Origin of the sequence: Taibaiella lutea (assembly GCF_008629695.1) — a bacterium.
Classification (GTDB): domain Bacteria; phylum Bacteroidota; class Bacteroidia; order Chitinophagales; family Chitinophagaceae; genus Taibaiella; species Taibaiella lutea.
Genome location: NZ_VWSH01000001.1, coordinates 513,240 through 533,383 on the forward strand (window position 1 = coordinate 513,240; position 20,144 = coordinate 533,383).

At 38.6% G+C, this 20,144-nt stretch carries 14 protein-coding genes; 10 read left to right on the plus strand and 4 right to left on the minus strand.

The genetic code is table 11. The annotated features are described in order from the left end of the window. Positions 1-117 precede the first annotated feature (117 nt). Both F0919_RS02165 and F0919_RS02170 read right to left on the minus strand, forming a co-directional pair. A complete protein-coding gene (locus F0919_RS02165; RefSeq protein WP_150031072.1) occupies positions 118-678 on the minus strand; it encodes a methyltransferase family protein in 561 nt (186 codons plus the stop codon). A gap of 63 nt (positions 679-741) precedes the next feature. Next, on the minus strand, positions 742-2,274 hold the full coding sequence (locus tag F0919_RS02170) for a GH3 auxin-responsive promoter family protein (protein WP_235903440.1): 1,533 nt from the start codon (positions 2,272-2,274) through the stop codon (positions 742-744). Between the two features lie 136 nt (positions 2,275-2,410). Here F0919_RS02170 and F0919_RS02175 point away from each other — a divergent pair, with 136 nt between their 5' ends. The 5 genes from F0919_RS02175 (at position 2,411) to F0919_RS02195 (ending at position 15,839) form a co-directional block, all read left to right on the plus strand. Continuing rightward, entirely contained in the window at positions 2,411-7,930 is a 5,520-nt protein-coding gene (locus tag F0919_RS02175) for a DUF7948 domain-containing protein (RefSeq protein WP_150031073.1), read from the plus strand. 165 nt (positions 7,931-8,095) lie between these two features. After that, a complete protein-coding gene (locus F0919_RS02180) occupies positions 8,096-12,097 on the plus strand; it encodes a DUF7948 domain-containing protein (protein ID WP_150031074.1) in 4,002 nt (1,333 codons plus the stop codon). A 121-nt stretch (positions 12,098-12,218) separates the two neighbouring features. Beyond that, positions 12,219-13,292, plus strand: a complete 1,074-nt coding sequence (prfA, locus tag F0919_RS02185) for a peptide chain release factor 1 (protein WP_150031075.1) — start codon at positions 12,219-12,221, stop codon at positions 13,290-13,292. A gap of 64 nt (positions 13,293-13,356) precedes the next feature. Beyond that, positions 13,357-14,322, plus strand: a complete 966-nt coding sequence (locus F0919_RS02190) for a Wzz/FepE/Etk N-terminal domain-containing protein (RefSeq protein ID WP_150031076.1) — start codon at positions 13,357-13,359, stop codon at positions 14,320-14,322. A 65-nt stretch (positions 14,323-14,387) separates the two neighbouring features. Beyond that, positions 14,388-15,839, plus strand: coding sequence for an O-antigen ligase family protein (locus tag F0919_RS02195; protein WP_150031077.1), 1,452 nt, complete (start codon positions 14,388-14,390; stop codon positions 15,837-15,839). Positions 15,840-15,886: 47 nt separating this feature from the next. Here the strand turns inward: F0919_RS02195 and F0919_RS02200 are convergent, their stop codons facing one another. Continuing rightward, positions 15,887-16,447: a hypothetical protein gene (locus F0919_RS02200; RefSeq protein WP_150031078.1), complete on the minus strand. Its 561-nt coding sequence runs from the start codon at positions 16,445-16,447 to the stop codon at positions 15,887-15,889. Further along, positions 16,432-16,926 carry a dihydrofolate reductase gene (locus F0919_RS02205; RefSeq protein WP_150031079.1) on the minus strand — a complete coding sequence of 165 codons (495 nt, stop codon included), beginning with the start codon at positions 16,924-16,926 and terminating at the stop codon, positions 16,432-16,434. The genes F0919_RS02200 and F0919_RS02205 overlap by 16 nt, the downstream gene beginning before the upstream one ends. 301 nt (positions 16,927-17,227) lie before the next feature. On the opposite strand from F0919_RS02205, the gene F0919_RS02210 reads away from it, so the two are divergent. The 5 genes from F0919_RS02210 to F0919_RS02230 all read left to right on the plus strand — a co-directional run bounded on the left by F0919_RS02210 (position 17,228) and on the right by F0919_RS02230 (position 20,121). After that, positions 17,228-17,599 (plus strand): cytochrome c, encoded by a 372-nt coding sequence (locus F0919_RS02210; RefSeq protein ID WP_150031080.1) that lies wholly within the window; start codon positions 17,228-17,230, stop codon positions 17,597-17,599. 75 nt (positions 17,600-17,674) lie between these two features. Continuing rightward, positions 17,675-18,814, plus strand: a complete 1,140-nt coding sequence (bshA, locus tag F0919_RS02215; protein ID WP_150031081.1) for an N-acetyl-alpha-D-glucosaminyl L-malate synthase BshA — start codon at positions 17,675-17,677, stop codon at positions 18,812-18,814. A gap of 68 nt (positions 18,815-18,882) precedes the next feature. Then, positions 18,883-19,572, plus strand: a complete 690-nt coding sequence (locus F0919_RS02220) for a class I SAM-dependent methyltransferase (RefSeq protein ID WP_150031082.1) — start codon at positions 18,883-18,885, stop codon at positions 19,570-19,572. A gap of 70 nt (positions 19,573-19,642) precedes the next feature. Further along, positions 19,643-19,867 carry a hypothetical protein gene (locus F0919_RS02225; RefSeq protein WP_150031083.1) on the plus strand — a complete coding sequence of 75 codons (225 nt, stop codon included), beginning with the start codon at positions 19,643-19,645 and terminating at the stop codon, positions 19,865-19,867. Continuing rightward, a complete protein-coding gene (locus F0919_RS02230; RefSeq protein ID WP_150031084.1) occupies positions 19,864-20,121 on the plus strand; it encodes a Txe/YoeB family addiction module toxin in 258 nt (85 codons plus the stop codon). Before F0919_RS02225 ends, F0919_RS02230 begins: the two co-directional genes overlap by 4 nt. Positions 20,122-20,144 lie beyond the last annotated feature (23 nt).

Sequence of the window (20,144 nt, forward strand, 5' to 3'; positions counted from 1 at the left end):
GAACAACTTTACAGGCATACAAATTATTACAGAAAGGCCTTAGACGAGAATTTGGTTTTGTAGTTTAACGGGGATTTTATATTTTTTTGAATATAATTCAGGAATGCATTCTTAACCTTAATAAATGAATGGTATAATGCGTTTGGTACGCTTCTTATAATCCAGGTATGCATCACCGAACTGATTGATTAAAACATTTTCTTCAATCTGAATACGCCTGCTGAAGGCCATAAAAATCATTATAAAAACAACGGCTAATGACAACCAGTTATTAAGAGAAAGCCCGAAACCGATAAAGGAAAGTAAAGAGGCAAAATAAGAAGGATGTCGTACAATTTTAAAGAAGCCGTCGGTTTTAAGTTTATGTTCTTTTCTTATGGTAACATCTACCGTAAACATGGCACCCATTGATCTGATAACAAGCAGTCGCAGTATTACGCCTGACAAAATTATTGCGAGGCCTATATAAAAGATGACATTGTTATTGATAATGGGAAATGAAGATCGTTGCGTGATTAAAATTGCAAAGGAAGTACTTATTAAAATGGTCATCCAGATCATCCTCAAGGAATTTCTGTCTTCATTTTGCAGGTCTTCAGCTTTGGAACGCAGTAACCTGTTTAAAAGAATTTCGGAAAGGCCCCATATAATACAAACAATGGTAAACAAAATATTCATATCATTCAGTTTAGAGGAAACGTAAAATCTATTTCATTTACCGGGAATTTTACCGGAACTTATTTACCTGACAAAGGGCAAAATCTCTTCAATGTACTTTCGTTCATTGGACAAACGTGGTACTTTGTGTTGCCCGCCCAACTTGCCTTTGCTTTTTAGCCAACTGTTAAAGCCGCCTTTCTGCATACGATGGACAACGGGCATCCTCAACGCAATGTCTTTGTAGCGTTTGGCTTCGTAGTCGCTATTGATACTTTTCAAAGCATTATCCATTTCCGATACAAAAACAGAGAGTTCAACAGGCAAATGTTCAAATTCAATAATCCATTCATGTGCACCATTTTCGGTACCGCTCATGTAGATTGGTGCGGCTGTATAATCGTTTACGATTGCACCTGTTAATCTGCTGGCTTCTGCTATGGCATGGTCGCTGTTATCTACAATTACTTCTTCACCAAAAGCATTGATATAATGTTTTAACCTGCCGCTCACCTTTATGCGATAAGGTTCCAAAGAGGTAAATTGAACCGTATCGCCTACTATATAACGCCACAAACCCGCATTGGTGCTGATGATGATGGCATAATTTTTATCCAGTTCCACATCGCGAAGGGTAAGTGTCTGCGGATTTTCTTTGCCATATTCTTCCATTGGCATGAATTCGTAAAAAATGCCATGATTAAGGAAAAGTAACATGCCTTCTTCATCCAGATTATCCTGTGCTGCAAAAAAACCTTCAGAAGCATTATAGGTTTCCATATACTTCATGCTTGCAGCAGGAATCAATTCTTTAAACTGGTCGCGATAAGGCTTGAAACTCACGCCGCCATGAATATACAATTCAAGGTTTGGCCAGATTTTATGCAAATCGTGTTCACCCGAAATTTCAAGTATTTTTTTTATCAGTACCAAAGTCCAGGTAGGAACACCTGCGATGAATGTTATATTATCATGAAAGACGCTGTAAATCATTGCATCCAGCTTCGCTTCCCATTCTTCCATCAAAGCCACTGCCAATTCGGGAGCGCGCATTACCTGTCCCATAAAAGGCATATTCTGCAACATAACTGCAGACAAATCTCCATAAAATGAATCTGCGCTCAGTTGGTTTACCTGATGACTGCCACCGATAGTAAGACATTTGCCATTCATCATATTGGTTTGGGGAAACTGCCGCAGATAAAGGGAGAGCACATCTTTACCCGATTTGAAATGGGTATCGTCCAGAGAACTTTTGCTAACGGGAATAAACTTGCTTTTATCGCTGGTGGTACCACTGCTTTTTGCAAACCAGTTAATGGGGTCGCTCCATAAAATGTTTTGCTGACCTTCCAGAATTTTTTGAATAAAGGGCTTTAATGAGTCATAATCATTTACATGTACTCTTTCTTTAAATTCCTTTATCGAATTAATATGTTCGAAACCATGTAATTTGCCAAATTCCGTAAACTGAGCAGAGCCGACGAGGTAATTAAATACCTGTTTTTGCGTATCGATTGGATTCAACGCAAAATTATCAATTGCGCTCAGACGCAATTTCATATATCTTTTAATAGCCGGCGAAATAATGCTCATGGATGGTTCAAAATTATTCAAATTTAAACTAAAAGCCAACTGAAAGTTTTATTTTAAATTAGGTGTCGTATATTTACCCAACCCATTGAGTTTAAAATGGGTCTAAGAAATAGCGTAATAACCGTTCCAATAAAACCACACAACAAATAATACCTGTATGAAAAAAGGTCTCTACCCAAAAGCACTTTTCGTATTCACACTACTCTCATTAAGCCTTTCAGCCTCTGCTCAAAAACCATTACGAAATCATCCTGCAACGGGAGAACATCTCATAAATGTAAAAAAAGAGGGAACGGACTTCATTGAAAATAAGGGACAGTGGATTGAAGAAGCAAAATTCAGGGCGGATATCCCTGACGGAGTCATGTTCATCACCAATAAAGGTTTTGTATATAACTATGCCAACCAGGAAGATTGGGCACGTGTAAACGGCCATAATGAAGAAGCCGAAAAGCATACAGATAAAAAATCTGACCTAGTTCATTTTCACGCATATAAAGTAAATTTTGATGGCGCGAATCCCAATCCGAAATATGTAAGTACTGACAAAAGGGTTACATATCAGAATTACTTTCTTGGAAACGACAAATCTAAATGGGCCGGCCATGTGGGTCTTTACGGTAAGGTTACACAACAAAACATCTATAATGGTGTAGATGTTCAGGTTTATAGCAAAAAAAATGCATTAAAGTATGATTTTATTGTAAGCCCGGGTGCTGATGTTAATCAAATTAAACTTTCGTTTGATGGTGTAACGCCACAATTGAAACCGGACGGAAGTATTTACATTAAAACAAGTGTAAATGAAGTAACGGAACTTGCTCCTTATACTTATCAGATTATCAATGGTCAGGAAAGAGTTGTAAAAAGTAATTATAAATTAGAAAAAGGTCATTTGTCTTTTGAATTTCCTGAAGGATATGATAAAACACAAACCCTTGTAATCGATCCGATTCTTGTTTTTGCTACTTTTAGCGGTGGTACCGGAGCCGGAAACTCAGATAATTATGGTTTTTCTACAACGTATGATGCATTCGGTAACTTATATGCAGGTGCTGAATGTTACCCTTCATCAGGCTGGCCAACTACAACAGGTGCTTTTCAGCAAAATATAGGTGGTAACAGGGATGTGGGTATTAATAAATATAATGCTGCGGGTAGTACACTTATTTATTCCACCTTTTATGGCGGGTCGTCGTTTGAAGTACCCAATGCCATGAAAGTGAATGATTTGAATGAGTTGGTAGTGGTAGGTAGCACAAACTCAAGCAACCTGCCAATGACCACAACTTCTTATGACAATTCGCTTAGCGGCGTAAGTGATATGTTTGTTGCACATTTTAGTGCAGATGGAAGTACTTTGATTGGGGCATCTTATTTAGGCGGTTCGGCAAACGAACCATTTCAAGTTCTTTTCCCGGGTGGAAATCCTGTTGATGTATTAACAACCGGAAATGCATATAACAATCAATCTTCCCAACTAAGCCCTATGGAACTCACTTTTGATCCTGCAGGGAATATCTGGGTGGTTGGTAACACCAATTCTACAGATATTGATATAGTAGGTGCAAGTTCCCGGAATACATACACTATAAAAAAATGGGTTTGCCATAACAGTACTTACATCTTTGGCACACAAGTTTTGACAACGAGCGGTACTTATACACAAACTTTTGCCACGTTAAGTGGATGTGACAGTGTTGTAAAACTGATTTTAACAGTGGGGGAACCAATAGTCGACACCGTCTTTAAAAATATTTGTCCTGGAACTACTTATCAATTCGGACCGCAAAGTCTGAGTGCAAGCGGTGTTTATACACATACTTTCACATCTTTAGCGGGATGCGACAGTACAGTTGTCCTTCATCTTGGTATAAAACCATATATCACTCAGGCTGTTTCAAAAGCTATATGCCCAGGCACAGGCTATCAATTCGGACCGGCATTTCTTACTGCTCCGGGTGTATATGTTGATACTTTCCCTACCCTTGGATGTGATAGTATTGCTACACTTACCCTTTCCATAAAACCTTATAAAATCAATAACATAAGTCAGGATATTTGTGCAGGTAAAAGTTATACGTTCGGAACCATTGTTTTGCACAACGCAGGAACTTATATCGATACATTCTCTTCTACAGGTTGCGACAGTATCGTCACATTGAATCTGACTGTTAGCCCTTATGTAAGAGATACAGTTCAGGCTACATTCTGCACAGGCACAACTTATAAATTCGACAATCAATCAATAACTACTCCGGGCACATACATAGATACAATGGCTTCATTGTCAGGTTGTGACAGGATTATTGTATTGCAGTTATCAAACGGCACCGTAAATAAATACAAATATTATCCGACTATCTGTCAGGGTGGTTCTTATGCTTTCGGTTCACAAACGTTAACTACTCCCGGCGATTATACGCATACGTTTACAACGAGCGGGTGTGATAGTATGGTAACAATTCATCTTGAATACAGACCTAATATTACCAATAGCGTAACAGCTTATATATGTCCCGGCGGAAGTTATCAGTTTGGTTCACAAACACTTACTACTTCAGGTACTTATACACATGCATTCCCTACTTCAGGATGTGACAGCGTAGTTACACTTACGTTGAATGAAAGCGTACCTTATAATGATACTATTGACGTAAGTATTTGTCAGGGTACAGGTTATCCTTTCGGACCTACTACTTTAATTACTGCCGGTACTTATACGCATACATTTGCGTCAAGCCTTGGTTGTGACAGTACTGTTACTGTTCATTTAGACTTCCTGCCGTATATTACCACTTTCATTACCGATAGTATATGCAATGGCGCTACTTATGTTTTTGGCACGCAGATGCTGACTACATCCGGTACCTATTTAAATGTTTATCCTACTGCAGGTTGTGATAGTGTAATAACACTAAGCTTATATATTAAACCTGTTGACACATTTACTTTTACAGAAAACTATTGTGCGGGAAGTAACTATTATTTCGGAGATACAGTCATTACTACTCCGGGCACTTATTTCCGGACATTTGACGCAGCATCAGGTTGCGATAGTATAGTCAGATTGATATTAACGGGCCCCTGGACCAATTCAAATATTTTGAGTGGCGGCATTGACATTATTATATATAACTTAAGCCCTACTTGCGATACAATGAAATATTCGAGTTATTTAGGCGGAGCCGGTAATGATTCTCCAACCGGCCTGGTCTTTAATAACGCAGGAAACCTGATTATATCAGGTGTTACATCCAGCAGTGATTTCAGAACAACTACTACAACTTTACATCCAACTTATCAGGGTGGAACTAATGACGGATTTGTGAGTATTATAAACCCTCAGTTTGGAAGTATGATTCGTTCTACCTATTTAGGAACCAATAATATAGATCATGCTGCAGCCGTCCAGGTTGATGATGCCGACGATGTATATGTTTTGGGCAGAACCTTGGGTAATTATCCGATTTCAACCGGTGTTTATACAGGAAATGCCAATGGCGATATTTTTATTGAAAGATTGGATCCATTCCTGGAAACTTCCATTATGTCAACAAGAATGGGGAACAACCAAACAGGGGGAAGATACTTCCCATCTGCTTTCCTGGTTGACATTTGCAGAAATGTATATGTAGCGGGAACTGGTGCACAAGCAGGAATGCCATTAACTCCTGATGCTTCACAACCCGCTCAGGCTTCCTTCTGGTTTGGTGTTTTGACGCCGGATTTCGGAGGACTTTTCTATGGTTCCTATTTTGGAGTACTTGGAGATCATAACCACGTTGGGATCAACAGAATGGATCCCAATGGTATTGTTTATCAATCAGTTTGCTGTTCTAATTTTACTTATCCCGGCACAACGGTTAATAGCTGGTCTCAAACAAAACAAACTACAGGTGGTCAGGACATTGTAAGTTTCAAATTCAACTTCGAAGCAACCGGAGTACAATCTAATTTTGAATTGGCCCCTAACCAAAACGATACAGGATGTGCGCCATATACAGTTACATTTGTTAACACATCTACTGCTGCAATAACTTATCTATGGGATTTTGATGATAATACTACTTCAACTCTTGCCAATCCGACGCATACGTTTACAGATACGGGTACCTATAATGTTACATTGATAGCAACCAACCCTAATACCTGTATTACAGAGGATACTTCTTATTTTACAATAATAGTACAAAGAGCGTCTATTCCGGATCTTACCGTTAAAGACACTGTATTATGTGCTTTTGAACAAAATATAGATTTACATGTACAGATAAACAACCCGTCGAATAATAACATTATACAATGGGGCCCTGCGACAGGTATAGTAGGCCTGTCCGATCAGGTTGACGTTACTGTTGATCCGACTTTAAACGATCAATATTATGTTATAGTGAAAGACTCGGTAGTGGGTATTTGCGGATTTACAAGTTCGGACACTATTAATATTGATTTGGCACCAAGGGTATTGACACTTCTTACCCCCGATACAGTTGTGTGTCAGGGAACGGTTATTCCAATATTAGCGACTGGCACACCGGCCTACAATTACACATGGGATCCTGCAACGGGATTAAGTGATTCAACTATCTTGCAACCTACGTTGACAGCCAATCAATCACAGATATATACGCTGACAGGTAAGTATTATGCTTGTCCGGATACATCGGTTACGCTTAAAATAGAAGTGCAGCAATATCCGAACCTTGTGCTTCCTGAAGATAAATATGTTTGTCAGGGTACCGATGTAACATTGGGTTCCGGTGTAACGCCATACAGAGATGACTATATTTATCAATGGTCGCCGGCAACATCAAATTTATCAAATCCTACAGGGCCTAATACTCATTTTATTGCAGATTCAACTATTGAGTATATCCTGAATGTAAAAACGCCTATCGGATGTAGTGATCAAGATACCGTGTTAGTAACGGTTTATCCTATTGGCTTCGGAAGTATTATTGCCGATACAGGTTATTGCAGTGGCATCGAAGGTTCCGTTAATCTTTGGGCAGGCGGTGGTTCTGTTTACGAATGGAGCCCTTCTTACGGTCTTTCAGATGTAAATATTGCAAACCCGGTTGCCAATCCGCCGCAAACAACAGAATATACTGTATTAATTACGGATGCCCATAATTGTATGGATACTGAAAAAGTAACAGTACGTGTTTATCCTGCGGCTATTCTGTCTTTACCTGATAGTATAAATATTTATTCAGGAGAACAATTTCATCTGCAACCGGAATCTAATGCAAGCTACTTCACGTGGTTCCCGCCTTCAGGACTCAGCAATACGAATATTGCAGATCCGTTGGTAAGTCCCGAAGTAAGAACACGTTATTTTGTAACAGCAATCACTGAAGCAGGCTGTAAAATCAATGATTCGATTGATGTAATTGTGAAAGAAACTGTTCTTGATATGCCAAATGCGTTTGCACCGAACGGGGCCAATAATATGTTCAAACCTTCGAAACGCGGCATTGCCACATTAAGAGATTTCAGCATTTATAATCGTTGGGGCAATAAAGTTTACAGCACTTCAAATATAGATGCAGGTTGGGACGGAACATATAATGGAAAACCTCAGCCGGTTGGAGTATATATTTATACAATCGAGGCAGTAACAGATTCCGGAAAGATATTTACCCAAAAAGGAAATGTCACTTTAATTAGGTAATTAGACCGATCTCATTTTTAATAAAAGAAGCGGGATGATTCATTTCATCCCGCTTTTTGCATGTTTTAAATCAAAGTTACCAACCATAATACCACATGTACATGTCTATTGGTTTATAAAATTGGCTATATTGCGCTAAGATTTTCTATTCCAAAATTTGACTTAATGAATTTAATAAAATTAAAACATGTATTGCCGGTGTTTTTGTTAGCTATAACAGGAACTATGGCATCCGCAAAAATCAAACATCTAGCTACAGGCGAATTGCCTCATTACAACAAAGAAGTTGCCCTTAAATTTATTGAAAATAAAGGCCAATGGACACCGGAAGCTAAATACATGACAGGTATTCCGGGTGGATATATGTTTATCACCGATAATGGTTTTGTATATAACTATGAAAACATGGAGGATGAAGAAAATTATCACCATGCTGCCGAAGCTGGAAAAGATGTTTCCAATATGGTTTTTCATTACCATTCTTATAAAGTGAGTTTTATCGGCTCAAATAAGGATATTAAATATACAACAGGTGAGAAAAGTTCCAATTATAACAATTATTTCATCGGGAATGATAAATCAAAATGGGCGAGTAAAGTCGGGATGTATGGTGTTGTAAATCAAAACAATATTTACAAAGGAATTAATGCAACTATCTATAGTAAAGGCCTTTCTCTTAAATATGATTTTACTATAGCTCCGGGTGCAGAAGTAAATCAGATTAAAATATCATTTGAAGGTGTTTCTCCTGAAATAACCAAAGATGGAAATTTAAAAATCGTTACTTCTGTAAATGAGGTGACGGAGCAAGCGCCATATACATATCAAATAATTGATGGCAAACAAAAAGAAATCCGTTCCCGCTATAAACTTACCAAAGGCATTTTAAGTTATGAGTTGTTAGAAGATTACGATCATACAAAAGAGTTGGTCATTGATCCTGTTTTGGTATTTGCTACCTATAGCGGCGCTACGGGTAACGGAGCTTATTATGCTTACAGCACTACCTACGATGCACTTGGGAATACATATGCTGCCGGATTTACATCAGGCATAACCTGGCCTACTACTATTGGAGCATTTCAAACTACATCTCCAGGTACTAATAGTGTTTGTATCAATAAATACAACGCTTCCGGAAATACGCTGATTTATTCAACTTATTTTGGAGGTAACGCAAGTACGCAGCCTAATGCTTTGCGTTGCAATAGCCAAAATGAATTAGTAATGGTCGGAGCTACAATAGCCAACAACCTTCCTACTACGGCCGGTGCATTTGATAATACATTTAGTGGTGGCCCATCAGATTTATATGTTGTCAGATTCAGCGTAGACGGTTCTTCTCTGGTTGGGTGTACTTACATTGGCGGAGGAGGGCGAGATGGTGCGCTTTTGGATATATTTGGAAATACCACTCCTTCTACTCAAAGTACTTTGACTTCATCAGGCGTTTTAAGTCCCTGTGAATTGAATTTTGATAATGCAGGTAATATATGGATTGTCTCCAATACGGAATCAGCCGATTTCCCTGTAACTGCCGCCGCATTTCAAGCAGCTAATGCCGGAGGGAGTGACGGTATCGTTTGTAAATTAAGCGCAAATTGTACTTCACTTGATTACAGCTCTTATTACGGCGGTAACGGAGATGATGCATTATATGGAATCGAATTTTTATCCAATGGTCATGCAGTAGTTGTAGGCGGCACACAAAGTGCTAATATCACAACTACCGCAGGGACGTTACACACAACAGCTCCCGGTGGCTGGGACGGTTATGCAGGCATCATCAATCCAAATCAAAATACACTTATTGCATCTACTTATTTAGGCACTGCTGATAATGAGAATGCTGCAAAACTTCAGGTAGATGGCAGCGATAATATCTATGTTATGGGAAGAACAATGGGAAACAGTGGTTATCCCGTTTCAGCAGGAGTTTTTTCTATAGCGAACGGAGACGTTTATATAGATAAGCTTAATAGTACACTTACTACATCTTTACTTTCAACAAGAGTAGGTAATCCGGAGACACCTACGTCAACCAGTACCATTATAAGATATCTTCCAACGGCATTCCTGTTAGACATTTGTCAAAATGTGTATGTTGCCGGGTTAACTCCAAGTCATGCTGCTCCGAACCTGCCAACTACTCCGGATGCTTTCAGTGCAGTTTCCAAGCCATTCTGGTTTTGTGTGCTGGAACCTGATTTCAATGCCTTATTATTTGCATCTTTTTATGGAATCGGAACCGGAGACCATCCACATTGCGGCACTTCAAGACTGGATCCTCAGGGAATTGTTTACCACAGTTTTTGTTCGGCTACAAATGGTGCGACTTCTGTAGGAACTCCGGGAGCCTGGTCAGAACAGAAACAAAATACGTCTAACGATATTTATACATACAAATTCAACTTTGAGGCAACAGGTGTAAACTCAAATTTTGAATTAGATCCTGTATTGAGTGGTAACGACACAGGTTGTGCTCCTTATCAGGTGCATTTTGTAAATACTTCAACATCTGCAGAGGCATTTACATGGGATTTTGGTGATGGTTCTCCAACATCAAACCTTGCCGAACCGACACATACTTTTACAACAGCGGGAACATATACCATTTCATTACACGCAAACAACCCTGAGTCCTGTGTTACGGACGATACGGCATTTATAACTGTTACAGTCCTTCAGGTGGAGCCGCCAAGCTTTGATGTACACGACACAATATTATGTACGCTTGAACAATCAATCCATGTCGGTGCAACAATAAACAATCCATCACAATATACTTCTATTGAATGGAGCCCGTTAAATGGCATCATAGGCGCGAATAATACAGCTGATATAACAGTAGATCCTTCCATAAACACTATATATAATGTAACTGTAAAAAATGCAGCTCCGGGTATTTGTGAATTTGAAGATACTAAAACGGTAACCATTGACCTGGCGCCAAGAATTCTTGATATAATCAACTCCGACATGGTAGTATGCGAAGGAACTGTTGTTCCGATTACAGCTATAGGTGGAAATGGATATACTTATCGCTGGGTTCCATCAACAGGTGTAAGCGACAGTACTGCATTAAATCCTACCATCACGGTAAATCAACCAAATGTTTATACACTTACCGGTTCTTATGCAAATTGTCCGGATACTTCCGTAATTATAAACATCGGAATGCACTATATGCCTCACTTAACTGTTTCTGAAGATAAATATGTCTGTCAGGGAACAGATGTAACGCTGGAATCGGCAGTAACACCATTCAGAAATGATTATGTATATAGCTGGACACCTGTTACGGATCTTACTAATCCTGACGGCCCTAATACTCATTTCATTGCCGATGAGGATATTACTTATATTCTGAATATACAAACACCTATCGGTTGTGCTGATGCAGATACGGTTAATGTTACTGTTTATCCAACCGGTTTTGGAAGTATAGTTTCTGATACGGGATATTGCAGCGGAATTAACGGAGCTGTTAATCTTTGGGCAAATGGTGGCGATACTTACCAATGGAGCCCTTTGTATGGACTTTCGGGCACAAATGTTGCAAACCCGATAGCTAATCCTCCTCAGACAACAGAATATACCGTTTTGATCACCGATGCGCATAATTGTCTGGATACGGAAAAAGTAACTGTAAGTGTTTATCCTGCTGCAACTATAAACCTTCCTGATAGCGTAAATGTTTATCCGGGAGAAAATTATCAGATAGAACCCGGAACCAACTGCATGTATTTCTCCTGGTTCCCATCTTCAGGATTAGACAATTCTTTGGTTTCCAATCCGCACATGAGTCCGGAGGTAAGGACACGTTATTTCGTAACAGCAACTACCGAACATGGTTGTGCCATTAAGGATTCAGTTGATATCCTGGTGAAAGAAACAGTATTGGATATGCCAAATGCCTTCATGCCGGGCAATAATGCCAATCCGGTATTCAAACCAAGCAAACGTGGCATTGCCAAGCTGAACAGTTTCACTATTTATAACAGATGGGGTAATAAAGTTTACAACAGCACCAATATTGACGCAGGCTGGGATGGAACATATAACGATGTGGCGCAACCTTTGGGTGTTTATATGTATGTAATCGATGCTGTATCTGACAGCGGCAGAAACTTCAAAATGCAGGGAAATGTAACCCTGATCCGGTAACGTATCAGAATAAATGAAAAGAGCTTGTTCAACCGGACAAGCTCTTTTCATTTGATATGGCATAGATTTTTTATTTTTCTAAAAATGACAGCTAATATTCTTAAATTCGCGCACTTTTATTATGATAGAAAAATTAGAAGCTATAAAGGCCCGGTTTACAGATTTGGGCACTGCTTTAACCAATCCCGAAATAGTCAGCGACAATAAACGTTTTACCCAGATTTCCAAAGAATACAGAAAACTGGAGCCTATTGTCACGGAATATAATAAATACCGCAACTGCCTGGATGCCATTGAATTTGGTAAAGAAGTTCTTGAAACGGAGAGTGATGAAGATCTTAGAAATATGGCCAAAGAAGATCTTGATATTCAGGAAGCAGAGAAAGAAAAACTGGAAGAAACTATCCGTCAGTTACTCATTCCCAAAGATCCACAGGATGAGAAAAATGCCATTATGGAGATTCGTGCCGGTACCGGCGGAGATGAGGCCAGCATTTTTGCCGGAGACCTTTTGCGTATGTACATGCGCTATTGTGAAAGAAAAGGATGGAAAGTAGCAATGCTTTCAGAAGCGGAAGGAACAGTTGGCGGCTATAAAGAGATTCAGCTTGAAATTACGGGTGAAGATGTTTACGGAACTTTAAAATTTGAAAGCGGTGTACACCGTGTACAACGCGTACCCGCTACAGAGGCAAGCGGGCGGGTTCATACTTCGGCGGCAACAGTTGCTGTTATGCCGGAAGCAGAAGAAATCGATTTTGAATTGAAAGAGAGTGACGTTAAAATGGAAACTTCCAGAAGTGGCGGTTCGGGAGGACAAAACGTAAACAAGGTAGAAACGAAAGTTCAGCTAACGCACATTCCGACAGGAACAGTTATTATTTGTCAGACGGAGCGTACCCAATTAGGCAACAGGGAAAAGGCAATGAATATGCTAAGAACCAAGCTTTACGAAGAAGAAGTAAGAAAACATGAGGAAGCTATTTCAAGCCGCAGAAAAAGTTTGGTCAGTACCGGAGATCGCTCTGCCAAAATCAGGACATATAATTATCCGCAAGGGAGAGTTACCGATCACAGGATCAATATGACCATATATTCGCTGGACGATTTTATGAACGGAGACATTCATGAAATGGTAGAAGCATTGCAATTTGCCGAAAACTCAGAGAAAATGAAAGCTGGCGAAAGTGTTTAAAACAAAAACATCATTATCAGGATAATAAACAATGAATTCATTAGTTTAAATAAAAAAACAATAAATGAACGATCAAAGCTTTGACCTAATCGGCATTTTCAAACAGATTTTCAAAAAGAAGGTTTTTGTCATTTCCATAACATTGGCAGCGCTTATTATCAGTATTGTATTTTGCAGCCTGCAACCAAAAGGATATACCTCCAGGTCTGTCTTTATTGTAAAAAACCCTTTATTAATTGACCGGAACTTTGTATTCAGAAACTCAAATTTTGAAAACAAAGAGTTCTTTGCCATTGCTGATGATGTGGACCACGTTAAGACAATTGCCAAAAGCGACGCTATCTTATGGTATCTGATAGATTCTTTCAATCTGAGAAAGGCCTATAATATGGAAGACGATGGAAAGATAATTGAAGAGGTTCGCGGCAATTTTAAAGCTGTAATGGAGGATACCAAAAATATCGAAATATTCTATACAGATCCGGATCCGGAAAGAGCAGCAAAGGTTACCAACGCAGCACGTCAATTTCTGGAAACTACTTTCCTGAATTATTTCCTTCTTACAAATAAAGATGTTACGGAAGCATTGAATGACAAAGCAATTGCAATACGTGACAGTATTAATGTATTGGATGATTCCATACAAATTGCCAGAACAGCAATCGGCAACTATACCCAATTACTGCCGACGCGGGGTGAAACCATCAATTCCGGAAACAATGCAATAAATCCATCCAGTGCTTCATCGTTGGAACGACTGCAGGAGCTGGTAATCAGAAAAGACAAACTGGCTAATGATGTTGCAAATTATGAATCGCTGATGAATGAATATCAGGTTATGGCTAACGGAAAAATTCGTCTTTTCTATGTCATTCAGGAAGCACGACCCAATTTTGGCGCCACGCATCCTAAAACCTTAATCATTGTTGGGGCAAGTACCATAGCTGCCTTCTTCTTTGCTTGTGTTCTGGTATTGCTTGGCGGATTTTATCAGTTTGTAATGCAACATAAAAAAGAGAAAACTGAATAAGACATTGATCAGTTAATATACTTTTCCGTTTTACACGAAATTTCTAAAAATACATAAGGACGTACATGCAAGCTTCTTTTCAGCAGATTGAAAAAAATGCCAGATTAATAATGGTCATAGGAGCTTTATTGATGTTGTTATGCATTGCTGCGTTTTCCTTCACCGGTAATTATTTTATTTTAGCCATTCCATTTGTAATAGTAATTGCAGCGTGGGTAATACTTGACTGGAAATCTTTTTACTGGTTCTTTATTTTCTCTATTCCTTTATCAGCTGAAATTCATTTAGGTTCCATGTCTACAACGGTTCCCGATGAACAGATGATGTGGATCTTTGTTCCTTTAACTTTATTGGTTCTTGCTGTAAATTATAAACGCATTCCGCATTGGTTTCTGAAGCATCCCATTACTTTAATTATTTTCCTGCAATTTGTGTGGCTTGTTGTTGCAGTGTTTTTTTCCCAAAATCACTTTTTGTCTTTTAAATTTCTGGCTGCCAAAATATGGTTCCTTGTCAGTTACCTGTTGGTTTCATCCATGATTATAAAGGATAAAAAAGATATCAGAAAAGCCTTTCTTCTTTTTTCCATTCCGTTGATGGTTCATGCTGTTTTTGTGTTTATATGGCATGGCATCAGGCGTTTTGATTACTGGGATAGTAACTTTGTAGTGCAACCTTTTTACTTCAATCACGTAGATCACTCTACTGTTCTGTCAATGATGTTTCCATTGATGTTGATTTCCTATCAATTAACAAAGGGTAAAAAAAATCTTAACAGATTGGCACTGGCGTTGGTTATCTTCTTAATACCTGCTATATGGTATACAGGCGCAAGGGCTGCTATGCTGGGAGTCATCTTTTGTCTGGTTATAAATTTTGCAGTAAAAAAGCGACTGGTCAATTTCGTGCTTCCGATGTTCTATATTTTCGTTGCAAGTATGGCATTTTATTTAAGCAATAATTACACTTTTGTAAAGTACAGACCTAATATAAAATACACAGCAACTCAACGTACTTTCGGCGACCTGATGACTGCCACATTTCAGGGAACAGACATGTCTTCCATGGAGCGCTTTTATAGATGGATAGCTGTAGCAAGGATGAGCCAGGATCATATGATTGTAGGTGTTGGCCCCAATAATTTCTATGATTATTATAAAAATTACACTTCACCCATGTTTAAAACGTGGGTAAGCCGGAATGAAGAAAAATCTACCACGCACAACTATTTCATGTTTTTGCTGGTAGAACAGGGATGGCCCGCAACTATTTTATATGCTATATTGATGATGGCTATTTTTGCTTTTGGCCAAAGAATATATCATCGCACTCAGGACCCATACTATAGAAATCTTACCATGGGTATTGTAATGATGCTCGCTGCAGGTTTCGTGAATAACTTTTTCTCAGAGCTTTGGGAAACACACAAGATCGGAGCCATGTTTTATCTCGGCATTATTTTCCTGATTTTATTGGATCATCTTACTAAAAAACAGTTGAAAGAACAGCTTGTATAATTCTTTCAGGATTGTTACCTATCTGCGTGCAATAAGCAGACAACCATTTACCTTAGCCGGAAGTATTGTTTTATTTTAAAATCAGGATGGTTTGAAATGAAACCAATATACCAGGTGTCCAATGCCATTTTAAATATTGGCTCATTCTTTAAATGTTCCCAATATTGTTTTTGGTTTTTATTCTTTTGATTTAATGGAATAATGGCAGCGCATGTAGACTGCTTTACAATATTTATTAAAAAATCGTTTGATGCTTTGCCAGAAAAACAAACAAAGCAGGCGCCGTCTTTATAATCTTCTTTTGATATATCTAATGGAAGAACTTTAAATTTTGCCGACGATGCATGGTTGCTCAAAGCGTTTATTGTTTCAAACAAAAAGGCATCAGCATAAATAACATCTGCACCCAGATATTGAATCGACCTGTTAATCTGATTGATTTGTTTTTGGCTCAGTGGTGAATTTTTAACCTGAAATCTTTTTTTTGAACGTAAAACCTGTTCTACAAAAGCATAAACAAAAGGAGAATGCGTTCCGTGCCTGCCTTTTGCCTTCCATAAATGTTTCCCTCTTTGCAATATATGTTTCATGCTCAGATGCGTTCCCATTTTTGAAAAGTATAGTCAAATTTGTTTTTTTCGTCGGCAGTGTGCGGCTCTTCCCATGTCAGCTTCCATTCGTTTTCTGAAAGCGGCGGGAAGGCAGCGGTGCCATTTCTTAAAATCGTATGGATTCTGGTAAGATAAACCACGTCGGTAAAAGGTAGTGCAGCCTTATAAATTTGCCCTCCACCAATGATACTAATGGTTTCATTACCTTCTGACTTTAGATGGGCAATAGCATTTTCCAAAGAATCGAAGATTAAAACACCTTCCGGCAAATTGTTTAATGAAGAAGAAATGACTACATTCAAACGATTTGGAAGCGCACGTCCTAACGAAAGCCAGGTATTTTTCCCCATTACAACAGGCATCCCGGAGGTCATTTTTTTGAAAAATCTGAGGTCTTCGGGCAGATGCCAGGGCAGCTGATTGTCTATACCAATAAAATTATCTTCGGAAGCGGCAACCACTATTCTTATTTCCATGCTGCAAAGATGATTGAAATTTTAAAGTACGAAAAAATATTTTCAGCATAATATTTATTTCTCCTGATTCTGTTAAAGGAAAATTGACGGAAGAGAATTTCCGCCCAAATATCATTCACGTGATTTTGAATAATATTGCGCCTTAGACCTGAGAAATCAGACGGTTGGTTGCTCACTTAAGCATCCGGTTGAGAAAAAGGGGGTTGGTTAACTCCTCCTTAATAACAGAGATTTCTATAAAAAATATTCTTACAATTATATGACAAAACCTATCTTTGAAATTACTAAACAAAATACAAGAATGAGAAAAGCAACAATAATATTATCGTTGATGGCAGGCACTTTTATTATGGTAAAATGTACGCCAAAAGCAAGTAAAACGATTGCTGAAACACCAAAAGCAACGACAACTGATGTTGCTGCTCCGCCGGAAACTGCAACGCCATCGTCTGCAACTGTAGCCGGTACAACTTACACTGCAGAACAAATAGAATCAGGCAAAACGGTATATAATAATAACTGTGCCAAATGTCATAAACTTTTCGCAACAACTGCGTTTACTATAACACAATGGACGCCTATCCTGAAAGGGATGATTCCTAAAGCCAAGCTGAGCGAGACAGATGCTATGCTTGTTAAGGCTTACGTTTTCAGCAACGCAAAACAAGGTTAATAATAAGTTCATAGAGCCTGTCTATTTCGGACAGGCTTTATTATTGCTATCTTTGCGGTTCATTTAAAACACATTATGAAGATAGGAATTGTTTGTTATCCAACATTTGGCGGAAGTGGTGTTATGGCTACGGAACTTGGGCTTGCTCTTGCCGACAAAGGCCATGAAATTCATTTCATAACTTACCAGCAGCCGGTTCGCTTAAATGTGTTCAGACCTAATATTTATTATCACGAAGTAATTGTTCCCAAATATCCTCTTTTCGATTTTCCTCCTTATGAAACTGCATTGGCAAGTACGATGTTCAATGTGGTGAAAAACAACGGCCTGGATTTACTACATGTACATTATGCCATTCCACATGCTTCTTCAGCTTATTTTGCAAGACAAATGCTAAGGAAACAGGGCAGCGATATTCCTTTTATAACTACTTTACACGGAACCGATATTACATTGGTGGGCAAAGATTCCACTTACGGATGCGTGGTTACTTTTTCCATAAACGAATCGGACGCCATTACAGCGGTTTCTGAAAACCTGAAAGAAGAGACTTTCAAATCATTTGAGATAGAAAAAGATATTCTGGTTATCCCCAATTTTGTAGATGCCAAGCGTTTCCATCTGACTAATAAAGAGCATTTCAAAAAAATGCTGGCACCCAACGGAGAAAGGATTTTGGCGCATGTTTCTAATTTCAGAAAAGTAAAAAGAGTGGAAGATGTGCTGGCTGTTTTCCAAAAAGTACATGAAAAGATGCCTTCCAAATTATTGATGATTGGCGACGGGCCTGAAAGACAGAATGCAGAAGATATCTGCAGAAAGTTAGGTATCTGCAACGATATCCGTTTTCTTGGCAAACAAGACCAGATGGAAGAAATATTGAACATTGCTGATTTATTCCTGCTACCTTCTCAATACGAAAGCTTCGGACTGGCGGCATTGGAAGCAATGGCCTGCGGAGTTCCCGTTATTTCCTCGAATGCAGGTGGCTTGCCTGAAATTAATATTCATGGCAAGACCGGCTACCTTGCCGATGTAGGTGATGTTGAAGCTATGGCAAAATTCGCTATTCAGATACTGGAAGAGGAAACAACACTTCAAACATTTAAGGATAATGCATTGGCGCAGGCTTCTGAATTCTCCATTGACAAAATAGTGCCGATGTATGAGGCTTTGTATGAAGAAATTGCTTTGAAAAAATTACAGGTGCATTAGAATAACGATATAATGAATTTCAGTTCCGGTTTGCTTCAGGCAGCCGGAATTTTTTAATAGAACTAAGCATGAAAGACATTCTGGGCAACGCCATAATGGACTATTATAATTTTGAAAGAAACCATATCCTTTGGGTACACGACCATCATGGACCAAAGGTAGAAATGCCTGTAAAGACTTACTTCCGGAAGGAAAGTGAAATGCCCGAACTGGAACTGAAAGCTATAAGCCTTTGCAAAGGAAAAATACTGGATATTGGTGCAGGTGCAGGCAGCCATACTCTGGCTCTGGAAGACAGGGAAATGGATGTAAGGGCAATAGATATTTCGCCCCAACTGATTTCTGTAATGGAAATGCGTGGGGTAACAAAATTTATTCAGCAGGATATTTTCAAATTTAAAGATGGAAAATTTGATACCCTTTTATTGCTGATGAATGGGATCGGATTAGTTGGAAATATTGAAGGCCTGAGAAGATTTCTGAATCATTGCAAGACTTTATTGAACCCCGGCGGGCAACTTATTTTCGATTCTTCTGATGTTGCTTATTTATATGAAGATGATATTCCCGTAATGGATAATTATTATGGTGAAATTGAATGCAGATATGAATACCGCAGGCAAAAAACAGATTGGTTTTCGTGGTTATACATTGACAGGAACACCCTTCAGTTAATTGCTGAGGACGAGGGCTGGAAGATGGAGTTTGTTATGGAAGATGAAAGCGGGCAATATTTGGTGAGGCTGAGTGTGAATTGAGTTAAACATAGATAGTATAAAAAGCATCTCGTTAATAAAACTTATTTTTGCATCTACTAATATTGAAGTCATGTACACAACATACCATTTATCGTCAGCTCAGGAAATAACGCCAGACATTTTGGAATCAATTAAAGCTACTTTTAAATCGAAGCCAATTACAATAACTGTAGAAGAAGAAATAGATACGACAACTCATTTAGCCAGTTCTTCTGCAAACAAGGCTATGCTTGAAAAATCATTAAAGCAAGCTAAAAAAGGGAAGTTTATTGAACTCAAGTCAAAGGACTTATGAAAAAGATTCTTTTTACACCAATAGCTTTTGAACAATACAATGAATGGCAAACTGAAAATAAACAGGTTTTCAACAAAATCAAAAAGCTGATAAAGGAAACATTAAAAACTCCATTTGAAGGCTCAGGAAAACCCGAACCTTTAAAATATGATTATGCAGGTTGTTGGTCAAGAAGGATTACGGACGAGCATAGGCTTATTTATATTGTGAAAGAAGAATGGATAGAAATAATTGCCTGCAAATTTCATTATTAAGTAAGTCCTTAGATGTTTTTCAA